Source organism: Paenarthrobacter sp. TYUT067, assembly GCF_023656375.1.
Lineage (GTDB): Bacteria > Actinomycetota > Actinomycetes > Actinomycetales > Micrococcaceae > Arthrobacter.
Genome location: NZ_JAMOIT010000001.1, coordinates 151,785 through 166,350, shown reverse-complemented (window position 1 = coordinate 166,350; position 14,566 = coordinate 151,785). Strand labels below are relative to the sequence as shown.

At 63.7% G+C, this 14,566-nt stretch carries 16 protein-coding genes, 1 tRNA gene and 1 riboswitch; of the genes, 7 read left to right on the top strand and 10 right to left on the bottom strand.

What is annotated here, in order from left to right; all coding sequences use genetic code 11:
- Positions 1 to 6: 6 nt before the first annotated feature.
- The 5 genes from MOD31_RS00730 to MOD31_RS00710 all read right to left on the bottom strand — a co-directional run bounded on the left by MOD31_RS00730 (position 7) and on the right by MOD31_RS00710 (position 3,298).
- Positions 7 to 657: a DUF4232 domain-containing protein gene (locus tag MOD31_RS00730; RefSeq protein ID WP_250819686.1), complete on the bottom strand. Its 651-nt coding sequence runs from the start codon at positions 655 to 657 to the stop codon at positions 7 to 9.
- A gap of 105 nt (positions 658 to 762) precedes the next feature.
- A complete protein-coding gene (locus MOD31_RS00725) occupies positions 763 to 1,497 on the bottom strand; it encodes a YcnI family protein (protein ID WP_250819605.1) in 735 nt (244 codons plus the stop codon).
- A 122-nt stretch (positions 1,498 to 1,619) separates the two neighbouring features.
- The gene (locus MOD31_RS00720; protein ID WP_142936651.1) at positions 1,620 to 2,240 is read right to left on the bottom strand and encodes a hypothetical protein; all 621 of its coding nucleotides are present in this window, start codon (positions 2,238 to 2,240) and stop codon (positions 1,620 to 1,622) included.
- A gap of 214 nt (positions 2,241 to 2,454) precedes the next feature.
- Complete coding sequence (locus MOD31_RS00715; protein ID WP_250819604.1) at positions 2,455 to 3,006, bottom strand: SRPBCC family protein; 552 nt, start codon at positions 3,004 to 3,006, stop codon at positions 2,455 to 2,457.
- 202 nt (positions 3,007 to 3,208) lie between these two features.
- A tRNA-Ser gene (locus MOD31_RS00710) sits at positions 3,209 to 3,298 on the bottom strand.
- A 127-nt stretch (positions 3,299 to 3,425) separates the two neighbouring features.
- On the opposite strand from MOD31_RS00710, the gene MOD31_RS00705 reads away from it, so the two are divergent.
- The 3 genes from MOD31_RS00705 to MOD31_RS00695 all read left to right on the top strand — a co-directional run bounded on the left by MOD31_RS00705 (position 3,426) and on the right by MOD31_RS00695 (position 5,841).
- Complete coding sequence (locus MOD31_RS00705; protein ID WP_250819603.1) at positions 3,426 to 4,436, top strand: zinc-binding alcohol dehydrogenase; 1,011 nt, start codon at positions 3,426 to 3,428, stop codon at positions 4,434 to 4,436.
- Positions 4,437 to 4,835 carry a 6-carboxytetrahydropterin synthase gene (locus MOD31_RS00700; protein WP_142936627.1) on the top strand — a complete coding sequence of 133 codons (399 nt, stop codon included), beginning with the start codon at positions 4,437 to 4,439 and terminating at the stop codon, positions 4,833 to 4,835. It abuts the gene before it with no gap.
- A 184-nt stretch (positions 4,836 to 5,019) separates the two neighbouring features.
- Positions 5,020 to 5,841: a glycosyltransferase gene (locus MOD31_RS00695; protein WP_284705180.1), complete on the top strand. Its 822-nt coding sequence runs from the start codon at positions 5,020 to 5,022 to the stop codon at positions 5,839 to 5,841.
- 21 nt (positions 5,842 to 5,862) lie between these two features.
- Here MOD31_RS00695 and MOD31_RS00690 read toward each other — a convergent pair whose 3' ends face one another.
- Positions 5,863 to 6,375 carry a nucleoside deaminase gene (locus MOD31_RS00690; RefSeq protein WP_250819601.1) on the bottom strand — a complete coding sequence of 171 codons (513 nt, stop codon included), beginning with the start codon at positions 6,373 to 6,375 and terminating at the stop codon, positions 5,863 to 5,865.
- 22 nt (positions 6,376 to 6,397) lie between these two features.
- Here MOD31_RS00690 and upp point away from each other — a divergent pair, with 22 nt between their 5' ends.
- Genes upp through MOD31_RS00670 form a run of 4 tightly spaced genes read left to right on the top strand, consistent with a single transcriptional unit; the run spans position 6,398 to position 9,638 of the window.
- Positions 6,398 to 7,033 carry a uracil phosphoribosyltransferase gene (gene upp / locus MOD31_RS00685; RefSeq protein WP_142936625.1) on the top strand — a complete coding sequence of 212 codons (636 nt, stop codon included), beginning with the start codon at positions 6,398 to 6,400 and terminating at the stop codon, positions 7,031 to 7,033.
- Positions 7,034 to 7,079: 46 nt separating this feature from the next.
- Entirely contained in the window at positions 7,080 to 7,457 is a 378-nt protein-coding gene (locus MOD31_RS00680) for a glyoxalase superfamily protein (RefSeq protein WP_142936624.1), read from the top strand.
- Between the two features lie 45 nt (positions 7,458 to 7,502).
- Positions 7,503 to 8,195: an HAD-IA family hydrolase gene (locus MOD31_RS00675; protein ID WP_250819600.1), complete on the top strand. Its 693-nt coding sequence runs from the start codon at positions 7,503 to 7,505 to the stop codon at positions 8,193 to 8,195.
- A gap of 51 nt (positions 8,196 to 8,246) precedes the next feature.
- A complete protein-coding gene (locus tag MOD31_RS00670; protein ID WP_250819599.1) occupies positions 8,247 to 9,638 on the top strand; it encodes an aminotransferase class V-fold PLP-dependent enzyme in 1,392 nt (463 codons plus the stop codon).
- Between the two features lie 15 nt (positions 9,639 to 9,653).
- Here MOD31_RS00670 and MOD31_RS00665 read toward each other — a convergent pair whose 3' ends face one another.
- The 4 genes from MOD31_RS00665 to MOD31_RS00650 all read right to left on the bottom strand — a co-directional run bounded on the left by MOD31_RS00665 (position 9,654) and on the right by MOD31_RS00650 (position 14,117).
- A complete protein-coding gene (locus tag MOD31_RS00665) occupies positions 9,654 to 10,490 on the bottom strand; it encodes a glycosyltransferase (RefSeq protein ID WP_250819598.1) in 837 nt (278 codons plus the stop codon).
- A gap of 211 nt (positions 10,491 to 10,701) precedes the next feature.
- Positions 10,702 to 11,565: a hypothetical protein gene (locus MOD31_RS00660; RefSeq protein WP_142936620.1), complete on the bottom strand. Its 864-nt coding sequence runs from the start codon at positions 11,563 to 11,565 to the stop codon at positions 10,702 to 10,704.
- Positions 11,566 to 11,570: 5 nt separating this feature from the next.
- Positions 11,571 to 11,751: riboswitch (cyclic di-AMP (ydaO/yuaA leader) on the bottom strand.
- A gap of 74 nt (positions 11,752 to 11,825) precedes the next feature.
- Positions 11,826 to 13,373 carry a HAMP domain-containing sensor histidine kinase gene (locus MOD31_RS00655; RefSeq protein ID WP_187697052.1) on the bottom strand — a complete coding sequence of 516 codons (1,548 nt, stop codon included), beginning with the start codon at positions 13,371 to 13,373 and terminating at the stop codon, positions 11,826 to 11,828.
- Between the two features lie 3 nt (positions 13,374 to 13,376).
- Complete coding sequence (locus MOD31_RS00650; RefSeq protein ID WP_250819597.1) at positions 13,377 to 14,117, bottom strand: response regulator transcription factor; 741 nt, start codon at positions 14,115 to 14,117, stop codon at positions 13,377 to 13,379.
- Positions 14,118 to 14,566 lie beyond the last annotated feature (449 nt).

Here is a 14,566-nt window from a genome sequence, read left to right as displayed (position 1 = left end):
AGACGGTCAGACTGCCTGGAAAGCGGTGATGGTCAGGAGCTTGATGCCGGTGTTGCTGCACGCATCGTGCGGCTCCGGGATGAACAGTGACGCCGTGTCGTTCGGCGGGTAGATGCGGAAGCCCGCTGCGGCGACCTTGGTGCAGTCGCCGTAATTACCGGCCTGCGTGTACCGGATTTCCGCCCACGCCGACTTGCCCGGAGCCAGTTCGATCTTGGTGACCGGCGTGGTGGTTTCCCGGGTTGCCGGCTCGCCGATCGGTTCGCCGTTGGCGTCGGCAGTCATGGAGACGCCGGCGAAGCCCTCCAGAATGCAGGGTGTGCTTCCGGAGTTGGTCAGGATCAATTTCTCATAAACGCTGCCGGCGGCGCCGCCACCGGTGGCGTCCGTTGCGGCGGTGAGGGATCCCGCCTTGCACAGCCCGGCTGCTGCTGGTGCCGCGGACGTAGCTGTCTCTGAGGGTGACGGCGTGGCCGTTGCCGAAGGCGGGCTTGACGTTGCAGTGGCCGACGGAGTCGAGGTAGTTGGCGCCGAGGAAGATGGAGGGGCACTGCTGGTTGCCGATGGGCTGGGGCTTGGCCCGCAAGCAGCAAGAAGGAGCAGCGCAGCGGCTGCCGTCGTCGTCACAAGACCGGTTTTGATGCGCTGAGTCCACATGGGCACCAGCCTTGCTCCGGCTTTGATCCGAGTCAATTCAGCCACGGCTGGGAGCGCGGATTGGCGCCCGGATCGTGATCTTCCGGGCGCCAATCCAGCGTCAAATTACTTGGTATCGGCTTTGGCTACTGCCGGCTTGGCGGAGCGGCTACGGAAGAACGCAGCACCGCCCAGGCCCAAGCCAGCGATGCCTGCGATCAGGCCGGCCCAGCTTCGCGCCTGCGAGCCGTCGTCAGATACAGCGGCGGCCTGCTCGGTGGAGACGGTTTCAGCAGCGTGGTGATCACCGGCGGCCTCGGCCGGAGTGATGGTGACCGACGGTGCCGGAGCCTTCAGATCGTGAGGATCCTGGCCTTCCTTGGCGATCTCGGACCAGTCAGTCTGGCCCTGCTCGCAGGTCTGCAGTGTGGGGAAGTAGATGGTCTTGCCCGCTGCGTCCGGCAGTTTGACGGACAGGACAAGGGCATCACGCAGGTGCGGATCCAACGGTGCCTTGGCCGTGTACACAATCTGGCTTGTCCGCTTGGTGATGGAGGTGCCGTCGTCCAGCTTCTTGGGCTCGGCGAGGGTCTCCGTGACCTTCTCCACAGTCCAGTTGGGGTTGACGGTGGGCTGGGCGTCGGTCAGTTCCTCAGGAAGTGAGATGGCCACTTTGGTGGTGCCTGACGTGTCGCAGCCATGGGGGATTCCGAACGTCACCAGTGCGTACGAATTGGCGGCGGTCTTGTTCGGATCAGCCGAAACGTGCGCGGATGCACCGGCCAGGCCGGCCATCATCAGGGCAGCGGTTCCACCGGCGACGGCGGTTGCGGAGAGGGTGCGGCGAATCGAGGATTTCATGGGAAGTGCCTTTCGGGGGCGCCGGAAGGTGCGGCGCGGGGTACGGGTTTGGGACCCGTCACCATGCAAAGGCTGTGCTGTTGCAGCGCGCGATTATTGAGCGCAGAAGGTGCCGGGCGGAGCTAAGGAAGTACCACGACGGCGGGAGGTCCGCGGCGGCTGTCTTGCCTCAGGTTCCGCCAAGGGCGGGGGATAAAGACCTCGGGTGCGCCGACTGCGACAGGCGAGGCACCGGCGTCGGGCCTGAACACCAAGGCGGGCAGGGCGAGCAGCGGCCGCAGCCAGGCGGCGAGTTGCCACAGGGCAGCTTCACCCTTTGCCAGGACGACGGCAGTAGCAACGGTGGCAAGCACGTGGCCCACAAACATCATGGTGCCCACGGCTGTGCCGAGTTCATGAGTATGCGTCGCAGTGACGTCCAGCCCGGAGCTCAACGGTTCAGTGCCGAGGTGGTGGTTTGTCCCTTGCACGTTGGCGGTGATGGGGCTCAACGCCGTGAAAGCTTCGTGAAGTGCCAACTGTCCTGCGCCCAAGAGCCCCGCCATGGTGACAAGGTTCAGCTTGAAACGGGTGGCCAGCGTGGCAGCCAGAGCCGTCAACGCAACGAGCGCCAGCAGGACCGGTGCTGTGGGAAGCTCTCCGCCACCCGCTATGTGGGCCCCTGCGGCGAGAAGAACAACCACAGTGGAGATGGCGCCAGACCGCAGCGCATGAAAGGGTGCCCGGGACTGCGATGTGCGCACGGGGCCTCCCTCATCTGTGGCTGCTTTGATTATCGGCGTCTTGATTCTATCGGGAGTTCGACGCCGGACTGGCCCCGGATGGGTGGCTATGTGGACACGTTGCTGCGTTCCTCCCCAGTTACCTCCGGTTTCCCGGTGCTCGCCGTGCCCGGACTCTTGGAACTCCGCGGCACCCTTGGGGTGAGGGTGGAGGTAACCGGGAAGGAACGCGCGCCTAGCGCTGCGCCCACCGCGAGAAGGTAGGTTTCGGTGGCTCCGGAACGTTTGTTGAGCCTGCGGGTGAACGCCGACGCCGGAGCTCAAGTTTTAGGCTCTCCTCACCACGAGCCATGGCCCAGTGATGATTGGCAGAGAACGCCGGTTTGAGGAGCCAGCTCAGACGGCGAAGCAGGGGCTTGGATGCACTGACCCGCCAGTCGTAGGTGATGACCACTTCGGGTCCGTCAGTTTCGAAGGTCCAGCGGCCGGTGCCGTTGAGATCCCCCTCTGCATTGAGTGCGAAGCCGTCCAGAGTTACCGGTTCGCTAACTGTGAGCCGCCACTTGAGCGTGTAGGGGAGCCAGCCTTTGGTGTGGAGGTCGAAGGTGGCCCCCACTCCATCCGGGCCGCCTGGGGCTATGGGTGTCACGGTGAGGTAGACGGAGGGCCACCATTGCTTGAGGCTGCTTGCGTCGCCCAGGACGTTGACTACTTCCTCGCGTGTTCCCGCTACTCGCCATTCAGTGACGAACGCATAGTCGGTGCTTTTGCCTGCTCGCTGGGCCATTGTTGCCTCCGCGATCCGTACGGGTTCCGAGGGGTGTCTTGCGGTATCCGGGATCAATCTACGCCTGCCTTCGCCGAAGGGTTAGATCTCGCGGCGTTCAAGCCCTCGACGTGCCGAGATCCCGCCCCTCGTTGAACGTTGATGGGCAAAAGCAAAAGGCCCCGCCTCCCTCATAAACAAAGGGAAGTAGGGCCTTTCTCATTGGCGGTGACGGTGGGATTTGAACCCACGTTGGCTTTTACACCAAACAACATTTCGAGTGTTGCACCTTCGGCCGCTCGGACACGTCACCAACTGAAATAGGGTACCGGAGTTGAGGCCGGTTCCCCAAAACGAGGCCTCGTGCACCCACAAGAAGGATTAAGGAAAACACGGCCAACTTCCGTCCGCAGCGCCCCAACGATAGATTCATAAGCACCATGACGATTTCGCAGGAACACGCACCAGAACACGAAGCCCACGCCTACTGGGTCACCGAGACGGGCGATGGCGAGTTACGCCCGGAGGCCTTGCCGCCGAGGCAGGACGACGAAGCCCTGGTCAGGACCCTCTACTCAGGCGTCAGCCGCGGCACCGAAAGGGTAGTTCATGAGGGCCGCGTCCCGGAGCGGGTAGCTGACCTGATGCAGGCCCCGCACCAGGAAGGCGACTTCCCGGGCCCGGTGAAGTACGGCTACCTGAACGTCGGGATTGTGGAAGAAGGACCGGAGGAATGGCGGGGGAAAACGGTCTTCACCCTGCACCCACACCAGGACCTCTACGTCATCCCTACAGACCAACTGACAGCCATCCCCGATGAAGTCCCTGCGAAACGCGCCGTTCTCACGGGCATCGTTGAGGTGGCCATTAATGCGCTGTGGGAAGCCGGACCTAGGCTGGGAGATCGTGTCGCCGTCGTCGGTGGTGGTTTGGTGGGTGGCGTCTTGGCGACGCTCCTGCGGAAGTATCCGCTGGGCCGCCTGCAGTTGGTGGATGCGGATCCGGAGAAGCGGAAGCTGGCAGAAACCATCAACGTCGACTTCGCCGAACCAGAGAATGCAAAAAGCGACAACGACATCGTTTTCCACTGCTCCGCCTCCAATGAGGGCCTCAAATTGGGCCTCCAGCTGGCTGGCGACGACTCCGATGTCATCGAGCTCTCGTGGTTCGCGGACAAGGAAGTCACCCTCCCGCTCGGTGAGGATTTCCACGCCCGCAGGCTCAACATCCGCTCTAGCCAAGTGGGCGCCGTGGCCCTGCCCAGGAGGCACCGGCGAACGAACGCCCAGCGCCTTGAACAGGCGGCCATCGAGCTGAAGGATCCGCTCTTCGACACCTTCCTCACCAGTGAGTGCCTGTTCCGGAACCTGCCCACCACACTGACACAACTGTTCGAACGGCCCGGCGGTTTCTGCCACGTGGTCGCCTACCCCCACCCGGAGGATAAATAGATGTTCAGCTTGACCGTCCGACGCCACTTCATGATCGCCCACAGCCTTCCCCGCGAAGCCTTCGGCCCGGCCCAGGGCCTGCACGGCGCCACGTTCGTCGCCGAGGTCACCTTCCGCCGGCCGAACGTTAACGACGACGCAATCGTCCTGGACATCGGTGCCGCCGGCGGCATCCTCGAGGAAGTGCTGGAGGACCTGAACTACAAGAACCTGGACGAGCACCCCGCTTTCAAGGGCAAACTTTCCACCACCGAAGCGCTCGCGAAGCACATCGCCGATGCCATGGCCGCCCGGATCCAGGACACTGTGGACGGTCCGGCCCTCACCGGCATCGACGTGGTCCTCCGCGAAAACCCTGACGCTTGGGCGGGTTATTCGCTGGAGCTCCCGGTCAAATAGCCCGGTCAAGTAAGTGCGTATCCGCTTCCTGGTCCCGGGAAACGTCAGGCACGGCTCCGGCGGCAACAAATACAACGCCAAGCTCGCCGGGCACCTGTCCGCTTTGGGCGCGGAAATAGAGACTGTAAAAGTCGACGGCGACTGGCCGGTTGGCAGCCTCGCGGACCGGCAACGTTTTGCTGACATGCTCGACGGCGGCACAACAGTGATCGCCGACGGGCTGGTAGCGAGTGGGGCACCAGAAGCGATCGCTGGTGCCGTAGGTAAAGGGACCCCTGTGTGGATCCTGTCCCACATGGCGTTGGCGGACCACCCCGAGCGTGAGGCCAAGGCGTTGGCTGCCGCCACGGGAATCATCTGCCCCAGCGCCCATGCCGCAGCGGAACTGCGAACCAAGCATGGGCAACAGGACATCGTCATCGCTACGCCCGGGGCCGACAAAGCAGACCCCGCCAAGGGATCGCAGCCACCGCATATCGTCGCTGTCGGAGCATTGCTGCCCAATAAGAGCCAGACACTCTTGGTGGAGGCGCTGAGCCAGATACGTGACGAACCGTGGACAGCAGCCCTCATCGGCTCCAACGACGCTGACCCTAGGTACGCAGCCGAGGTGAGGGACGCCGTCGAGCATCACGTGCTCCAAGACCGCATCAGCGTCACCGGAGAGTTGACCGGCGAGGCTCTTGAAGATCAGTGGCGCAGGGCTGACCTCAGTGTTCTTCTTTCCCTGTCAGAATCCTTCGGCATGGTGGTCACGGAGTCGTTGGCTCATGGCATCCCCGTGCTTGTGCGGCAGGGGACGGGAGCAGTGGAAGCCCTGGGTGACACAGGGGCGGGCGCGGCGCTGGATCTGCAGGAAACCGGCCTGCTCACCAACACCCTCAGGAACTGGCTCGCCAACCCCGCACTCCAAGAGCGTTGGCGCAACAGCGCACTCCGAGCCCGGGACCACCTCCAAGGCTGGGACACCAGCGCAGCCACCGTCCTTGAGGCCCTCCAACGCTGAAGCCCTCCAACGCACTACGAGCTAGGGCAACCGGTGTGAAGCGAAGAAGTCCTTGAGCAGGCCCGCGCATTCCTCCTCGCGAACACCCGCGTACACCTCCACCCAGTGGTTGAGCCGGCGCTCGCGGAGGATATCGAACACGGAGCCCACCGCGCCTGCCTTCTCATCCCACGCCCCAAACACCACGCGGGGAATCCGGGCCAGGACAATGGCCCCGGCACACATTGCGCAGGGCTCAAGGGTGACCACCAGGGTGCAGTCTTGAAGCCGCCAACCGTCACCCGAGCCGCCCGAGGCCAAAGCGCGCTGACGCAGCGCAGCGGCAGCTTCGCGGATGGCCACCACCTCAGCGTGGGCGGTCGGGTCTCCATGAGCCTCCCGTTCGTTGCGGCCAGAACCCAGCACGCCGCCGTCGGGCCCCAACACCACGGCGCCAATGGGGACGTCGTCAGTTTGCAACGCCAACCGGGCCTCGTCCAGGGCAAGGCCCATCCAGGCCAGGTGATCTGCGTGATACGGCTCGGTGGCGCTCATGTCTCAATGATAGTTTTGGGGGATGCGCACACTCGTCGTGGACCACCCGCTGGTCGCTCACAAGCTCACCGTTCTGCGGGATAAGAACACTCCTTCACCGGTCTTCCGGCAGCTCACTGAAGAACTCGTCACCCTCCTGGCCTATGAAGCCACCCGCGAGGTCAAGACTCAGCCAGTGGAGATTGAAACCCCCGTCACCACCACCATTGGCACGGCTTTCACCAAGCCCACGCCGCTGGTGGTCCCCATCCTGCGCGCAGGCCTCGGCATGCTTGAGGGCATGACCAAGCTGGTCCCCACCGCTGAAGTGGGCTTCCTGGGCATGGCCCGGGACGAGGAAACGCTGGACATCATCACGTACGCCGAGCGCCTCCCCGAGGACCTCACTGGCCGCCAGATCTTTGTCCTGGACCCCATGCTCGCCACTGGCGGCACCTTGCGTGAGGCCATCAAGTTCCTCTTCAAGCGCGGCGCCTCGGACGTCACCTGCATCTGCCTGCTGGCTGCTCCGGAAGGACTGGCAAAGCTGGAAGAAGAGCTCGCAGACGCCAACGTGAAGGTAGTTCTGGCTTCCATTGACGAGAAGCTCAACGAGAAGTCGTACATTGTGCCCGGCCTGGGCGACGCCGGCGACCGCCTCTACGGCGTGGCGGGCTAAGGGAGCCCCCTACCGGTTTTCGTCGGGCTTGGTTAGCCTGTGGCGCATGGACTGGAAACTTGAACTGGTATTTGTCCCTGTCTCCGACGTCGACCGCGCGAAGGATTTCTACGTAAACAAGGTTGGTTTCAATGCCGACTTCGATGAGCGTCCCACTGATGGCATCCGCTTCGTTCAGCTGACGCCTCCGGGTTCTGCGTGCTCCATCGCTATCGGTGAGGGCCTCACCGACGCCCCTCCAGGCTCGGCGCCCAATCTGCAAGTGGTAGTGGCTGACATCAATAAGGCTCATGATCACCTCAAGGCCAACGGTGTGGATGTCAGCGACGTCGACGTCCAGGATTGGGGCCACTTTGTCTACTTCGCGGACCCTGACGGCAACCAGTGGGCGGTGCAGTACTTGCCTCAGAGGCCCAACGGCTAAGTCACACTTCGCCGGTTAGCAGACAGCGTGCGGCAGGATGGAACCATGAGCCATCCTGCCGAACCCGCTCTCCCCGCTGAGACGCCTACGTTGACCGCCCGCGCCATCCTCTTCGACATGGACGGCACACTGGTTGATTCAACAGCGATCGTGGAGCAGGTGTGGTCCGAGTTCGCCGACCGCTACGGCTTGGATTTCGACGAGATCCTCCGCACCTCCCACGGCGTCCAAGCCGGCGACACCGTGCGCCGGTACGCGCCCGCCGGTGCTGATTTTGAAGCTTTGACCGCTGAGCTTGGCGAGATGGAACGGTCCCGGACGGATGGCGTGATCGCCCTCCCCGGCGCGGCAGCCGTGCTGGCCGCGCTGCCCGATGAAGCGATCGCGCTTGTCACCTCCGCCGACAGCATCCTTGCCGGGATCCGCATGGAGGCGGCCGGGCTCGCCATGCCGTCCACCGCGGTCACCGCCGAGTCAGTCACCCGCGGTAAGCCGCACCCGGAGGGGTACCTTAAGGCGGCGGCGCTCCTGGGAGCCGACCCGGCCGACGTCGTGGTTTTCGAAGACGCGCCTGCCGGTATTGCGGCGGCCCGTGCAGCGGGGATGCGGACCGTTGTGGTGGGCAAGGCCGGCGGCGAATTGGAACCGGGCATGTGGCGGATCCCGGACTACACCGCAGTGACGGTCACCGCAGTAAAGGACGACGACGGCGGGCACCTCCTGACGCTAACGCTCTAAGGTTTTCTGCCCGGTCTGTTCGGCGCAGTGAACCGGGCGTAGGCTGTGCGCATGTCTGCGATGCCGGAGGCGTACGGTGCTGCATTGGAGCGGGCCATGGTCCACGCCGGTGACTGGCTTGCGTCTGTCCCTACCCGTTCTGTCCGTCCTTCCTCGGATGCCGATCAGGTGGCCGGGAGCATCCTGCCGCGTCTTCCGGCCGGAGCCACTGATGCCGCCGAAGTCATTGATGAGCTCGCCGCACTGGCTGAGCCCGGGCTCATGGCGATCCAGTCCGGTCGATTCTTTGGGTGGGTGATGGGCGGAACCCTCCCTGCTGCCATGGCCGCCGATTGGCTCGTCTCCGCCTGGGACCAGAACACAGGGCTCCGGTTCGCCACCCCCGCCGCCGCCGCGATTGAAGAATCTGCCGCCGCCTGGCTTTTGGACCTCCTGCACCTGCCCGCCACCGCCGACGTCGGATTCACCACTGGCGCCACCACCGCCAATTTCGTGGGGCTGGCGGCTGGCCGCCAGTACTTAATGGACGAGGCGGGCTGGGATCTGGAGGCTCTGGGACTTACCGGCGCGCCGCGCATCACAACCTTTGCAGGACGGGAACGGCACGCCGCCGTCGATCTCGCGTTGCGGTACCTGGGCTTGGGCGCATGCGTTCCGGTAGACGCCGACGACGAGGGCAGGATATTTCCCGATGCCTTGGCCGATGCCATGGATCAGCAGCCGGGGCCATCCTTGGTTTGCCTGCAGGCCGGCAACCTCCACTCCGGTGCGTTTGATCCCATGGAGGAGGCCATAGCCGTGGCCCACGATCGCGGTGCATGGGTACATGTGGACGGCGCCTTTGGTTTGTGGGCCGTTGTGAGCCCAACGCTGCGTACCCGGCTGGCCGGTGTTGAGGACGCCGACTCGTGGGCAACGGACGCACACAAAACCCTGAACGTCCCCTACGACTGTGGCCTGGCAATCGTGGCCCGCCCGGAAGCCTTGAGGCGTGCTTTCAGTGTTCACACCAGTTACCTGATAGCCACTGATGCCGGACCGGGGGACCCTTTCGAGAAAGTTCCGGAGATGTCCCGCCGCGCCCGCGGCATTCCGGTGTGGGCGGCACTGAGGCAGCTGGGCCGGGACGGCGTGATTTCCATGGTGGACCGTCTTGCGGCAAATGCCCGTGCTTTGGCTGAAGGACTATCCGCGATCCCGGGAGTGGAAGTGCTTAACGACGTCGTGTTCACGCAGGTCTCCGTGAGTTTCGGCAGTGACGATCGCACGCACCGCATCACCCAGCGGCTCATGGCCGAGGGCGGGGTGTGGATGTCCGGTTCGTCATGGCGAGGACGTGAGATCCTGCGGATCTCTGTGAGCAACTGGACCACGGACGCTGGTGATGTGGCCGCGTCCATCGCGGCCGTACGGGGCGCGGTGGAGGCCGAACCGGAGGCGTAGCGCTCTTCGGAAAGTTCAGTGCCGGTGAGGGCCCCGGCCCAGTTCGGCGCGAAGCCCGGCGATGGGAATTGTCCCGCGGCGCAGTTTGCGGGTCAGCCCCGCCAACCCTTTGAGGTCGGTCAAAAGGGTACGTACGACGTCGACACTTGCGTCGGGATTGTCGCTCCAGTCCACCGGCACCTCATGAATGCGCAGAGCGGAGCGGTCAGCGATGATCAGCAGTTCGGTGTCGAAAAACCATGCTTCATCGCGGGTGTAGGGGAGCAGCTGGCGGGCGACGTCGGCACGAATGGCTTTGAACCCGCACTCAGCATCGGAGAAGCGCGCTCCCGTCAGGACGCGCAACAGAAAATTGTAGGCGCGTGCAATGACGTCACCGTGGTGGCTGAATGTCCCGTGCGAAGCCTTTGCCAGACGCGTGCCGACAGCGAGGTCTGAGTGGCCCGACATCAGCGGGGCCAGAAGAGGAGCCACGGCCGAAAGGTCGAAGGACAGGTCCAGGTCTATATAGGCAAGCAGCGGTGACGCGGAGGACAACCAGATCTTACGGAGGGAGTTTCCGCGGCCCCTTCGATCAAGACGGACCACCATAAGCTCGGGGAATTCCCTCGCCAGGCGTTCGGCGATCCGCAGGGTGCCGTCCGTGCTGGCGTTGTCCACCACAGTGATCCGGAAGGTGTGCGGAAGAGTGTCTGCAAGGTGCCCGTGTAGCCTGCGAACGTCTTCTTCCAGGCGGACTTCCTGGTTGAACACGGGTATGGCGATGTCCAGGACGGGAGCCAGCGCGGGTGTGCTGGCGGGAGGGCCTTGCACCGTCCTATGCAGTGCTGGCCGGGGAGCTGTGAGCGTCATATGTCCAGCATGCAACGGCCGATTATGTGGGCTTTAGGCGTATGCTGTGACCGCGCTGTGAACCACGGGTGGCGCCTGTGAACCATGGGCAGCGCCTGTGAACCACGGGTGGCGCCTGTAAAACAGCAAAAGCCGCACCCGTTCCCGCCATCCGCTCCAGTGGGTACTGGGGCGGACGGCGGGAACGGGCGCGGCAATGAAGCGGTCTGGCTTAGTACCAGTTATTGGCCAAGTGGAAGCCCAGAGCGGCGGACGGGGATCCGTAGCGCTCCTTGATGTAGTTCAGGCCCCACTTGATCTGGGTCTGGTAGTTGGTCTGCCAGTCAGCACCAGCGGAGGCCATCTTGCCGGCCGGGAGGGACTGGACAATGCCATACGCGCCGCTGGAAGCGTTGGTGGCAGTGGTCCTCCAGTTGGATTCCTTCTCCCACAGGGTGTTCAGCGCGGTCATCTCAGCTGCGCTCCAGCCGTAGTTGCCCAGGATGCTGGCGGCGTAGGCCTTGGCAGCGGCGGGGTCGTCCACGGCTTTCGGGGTGGCAGCGGCAGCTGCAGCTTCCGCAGCGGCGGCGGCAGCAGCGGCGTCGGCGGCTTGCTTGGCTGCAGCGTCAGCGGCAGCCTTCTCAGCTGCGGCTTGGGCGGCAGCGGCGTCGGCGGCTTGCTTGGCTGCAGCGTCAGCGGCAGCCTTCTCAGCAGCGGCCTGGTCAGCGGCAGCCTTGTCGGCAGCGGCCTTCTCAGCAGCTGCCTTGTCCGCGGCAGCCCGGTCAGCTGCGCCCTTGGCGGCGGCAGCATCCAAGGAAGCGGAGATTTCAGCTGACTTGTTGGCGCTGACCTGGGCAGCAGCCTGGGTCCCGGCAACGCGGCTCGCCTCAGGGAGAGTCAACGCGGCGTTTGCGGCGGTTCCGAGCGATGCAACACCCAGTGCGGCTGCAACAACGCCGGCTACGACTGACATGCGGTGGCCGGACTTACCCTGGCGGGCAGCGTTCTTGAGGACGGACTGCGACTTGGTGAGCGGTGCGTTGTGTTCGTCGCGGTGACGCGCAGAAGGGCGCGTCTGATCGTTAAATTCAGACATGTTGTGTGACCTCTCAGCGCCTGCGGAGTTAGCTGTCGGGTTCGGATGAGGTCATCCGGCCGCGCGTCACGCTGCGGCTTCACCCCTAGGGCGGCACATTGCCAGGCCCGGAGACTGTGGGTCCCCCGTCTCTGCCTCAAAGAAGAACGGACTCCGGGAAGTGGCAGAGCTCGGCGCATCCCGGATGTGGGTCCTTGGGGAAACCCACCCTTTCGACGGTACAGGAGGTTTCTTCAGAAGTCACATTTAGGTAACAGAGATCACGACGCCGGTGAGTCGCCTTGCCGGCGTGCCTGACCTTCTCCGGTGCTTACCGTGGGAAGTCGCAGCGCGAACTCAGTGCGCCCGGGCCTGGACGTCACCTCCACGGTGCCACCATGGGCGGCAACAATCGAATCCACAATGGAAAGGCCCAGTCCCGAGGTGCCTTCAGAACCCGATCTCGCGGCATCAGCGCGGGCAAAACGGGAGAAGATCCGGCCTTGGAAATCGACCGGAATGCCCGGGCCGTTGTCCGTCACTGTGACCACTGCGCTGCCATCAGCGGAGAGCATGACGCCTGTCACCACGGTGGTGCCGGGATCGGTATGTTTGCGCGCGTTGGACAGCAGGTTGGCAAGCACCTGGTGCAATTGCGTTACATCGCCGCGGACTGTCACAGGTTCATCGGGGAGCTGGAGGTGCCAGATGTGATCCGGCGCCATGACCTTCTCATCACTGACGGTTTCGATCACCAACTGGGTCAGGTCAACGTCCTCGACTTTCACGGGCTGCCCCTCGTCCAGGCGCGCCAGCAGCAGCAGGTCCTCAACCAGCGTGGTCATGCGCTCCGATTGGCTTTGGACCCTTGCCAGCGACTTGCGGCCATCGTCGGTGAAGGTCTCGGTCATCCTCAGCAACTCCGTGTAGCCTCGGATCGCGGTGAGCGGTGTGCGGAGTTCGTGTGAGGCATCAGCGACGAACTGACGCACCTTGGTTTCGCTTTCCTGCCGTGCTTCCAACGCACTGGCGACGTTCTCCAGCATCTGGTTCAGAGCATGGCCAACGCTTCCAACTTCCGTTCCGGGATGAGCGGCCGACGGCGGTACGCGCACCGCAAGTGCCACCTCACCGGCGTCGAGGGGGAGGCGCGAAACCTTGGTGGCAACCTCGGAGAGCTGCTCAAGCGGCCGCATGGTCCGCCGGATGATCACTGTTCCGGCGAGGCCGATCAGTACCAATCCGCCCAACGAAACCAACACCATGGTCCACACCAGCGAGGCCTCGGCGCTTTGCTTGTCCGCCAAGGGCAGTCCCGTCACGATCACATCACCGTAGGTGTCCACTGCCACCAGCCGGTAGTCACCATTGGACAGGGACCGATCCACCGGGACGTTGTCCTTGGGGAGCGACAACAGGACCTGCTCATCGGCTGCGGAGAGTGAAACGCGGTTGCCTTGGGCGTCGATGAGCCCCGAACTCCTCACGGTTGAGCCGTCGATCCTCGCGTTGAGCGTTCCCGCGGCCTGTCCGCGCGCTTCCAGCGGGTCAGGCCTTCCGGAGGGGTTGGTGGGAAAGTTCGACGGCGGCCTGCCGAAGTCGGTCGCGCGGCTGGACGCCTGCTCCAATTGCCTATCGAGCTGCCTGTTGAAGACCATGTCCATGGACGCGTAGCTGACAATGCCCACTGCTCCGCAGATGGCCACCAGGAGCGCCATGGCCACCAGGACCAGGCGTGTCCGCAGGTGCCAGGTGGACGGGTTCAGCCAGCTGCGCTGTGGATTTCCGGGAATACGGGAGCTTTTGGCCACTCCTGACAGTGTGCTCAACGCCTAGTCCGCTGGCTTGATGACGTACCCGGCGCCACGGATGGTGTGGATCATGGGCGGATGGTTGGCTTCGATCTTCTTGCGTAGGTAGGAGATGTAGAGTTCCACGATGTTGGCCTGGCCACCGAAGTCGTAGTCCCACACCCGGTCCAGAATCTGGGCCTTGCTGACCACCCGTTTGGGGTTTTCCATGAGGTAGCGCAAAAGTTCAAACTGGGTGGCTGTGAGCGGGATGTCCTCGCCGGCCCGGGTGACTTCGCGGGTGTCCACGTTCAGCGTGAGATCTCCCACCACAAGCTCGGAAGTGTCCATGGCCGCCACCCCGGAACGCTGGACCAGACGGTGGAGGCGTAGGAGGACCTCTTCCATGCTGAAGGGCTTGGTGACGTAGTCGTCCCCTCCGGCGGCGAGCCCAACGATCCGATCCTGCACGGCGTCCTTGGCGGTGAGGAACAGTGCGGGAACTTCCGGGGCGAAGGTGCGGATGCGATTGAGGACCTCCACGCCGTCGAAGCCGGGCAGCATGACGTCCAGGACCAGCACGTCAGGGCGAAAGTCCTTGGCCAGTTTTACGGCCCCGGGCCCGTCCCCGGCCACTGCCACGGACCAGCCCGCCATTCGAAGTCCCATGCTCATGAGCTCGGCGAGGCTGGGTTCATCGTCCACCACAAGGGCGCGGATGGGGGAGCCGTCCGGATGGGAGAGTTGGGGAAGGTTGTTGGTCATGGAGTGCGAGGAGGCCATGGGACAACTCTCCGTTCTGCTGGTTAGCCAGCGCTTTGCCGGTCCTGTGAGGACGCTGTGAACCCAACACTAGCGAGAGAGCTGTTTCTACAGCTTGTAGCAGATTTTTTCGGGAAATTTGTTGAACCGCCATTTAGTGTGGTTGGACAACAACTGTTTCAGATCGTGAGATTCCGCCGCATGCCCGTTCGTGGGAACCGAAGCATCATTCTGGCCCGATTCACCGAAGAAAATTCACTCGATGGCGAATATTCCCGGCTGTGGTCGAATGAAATGCCATTCATTTATAGGCCCGGCTGAATTGTGATTTGCGGCACAATAGACCTCAACGTCTCAAAATGTGGACGGTTCGACGCTTTGTTACTTGCGTGTTGCCATTGTTACGTTGCACACTTCCAATGTGAACAAGAACTCAACAGCACCTGCAGCCGCAGCAACCTGGCCCAGCG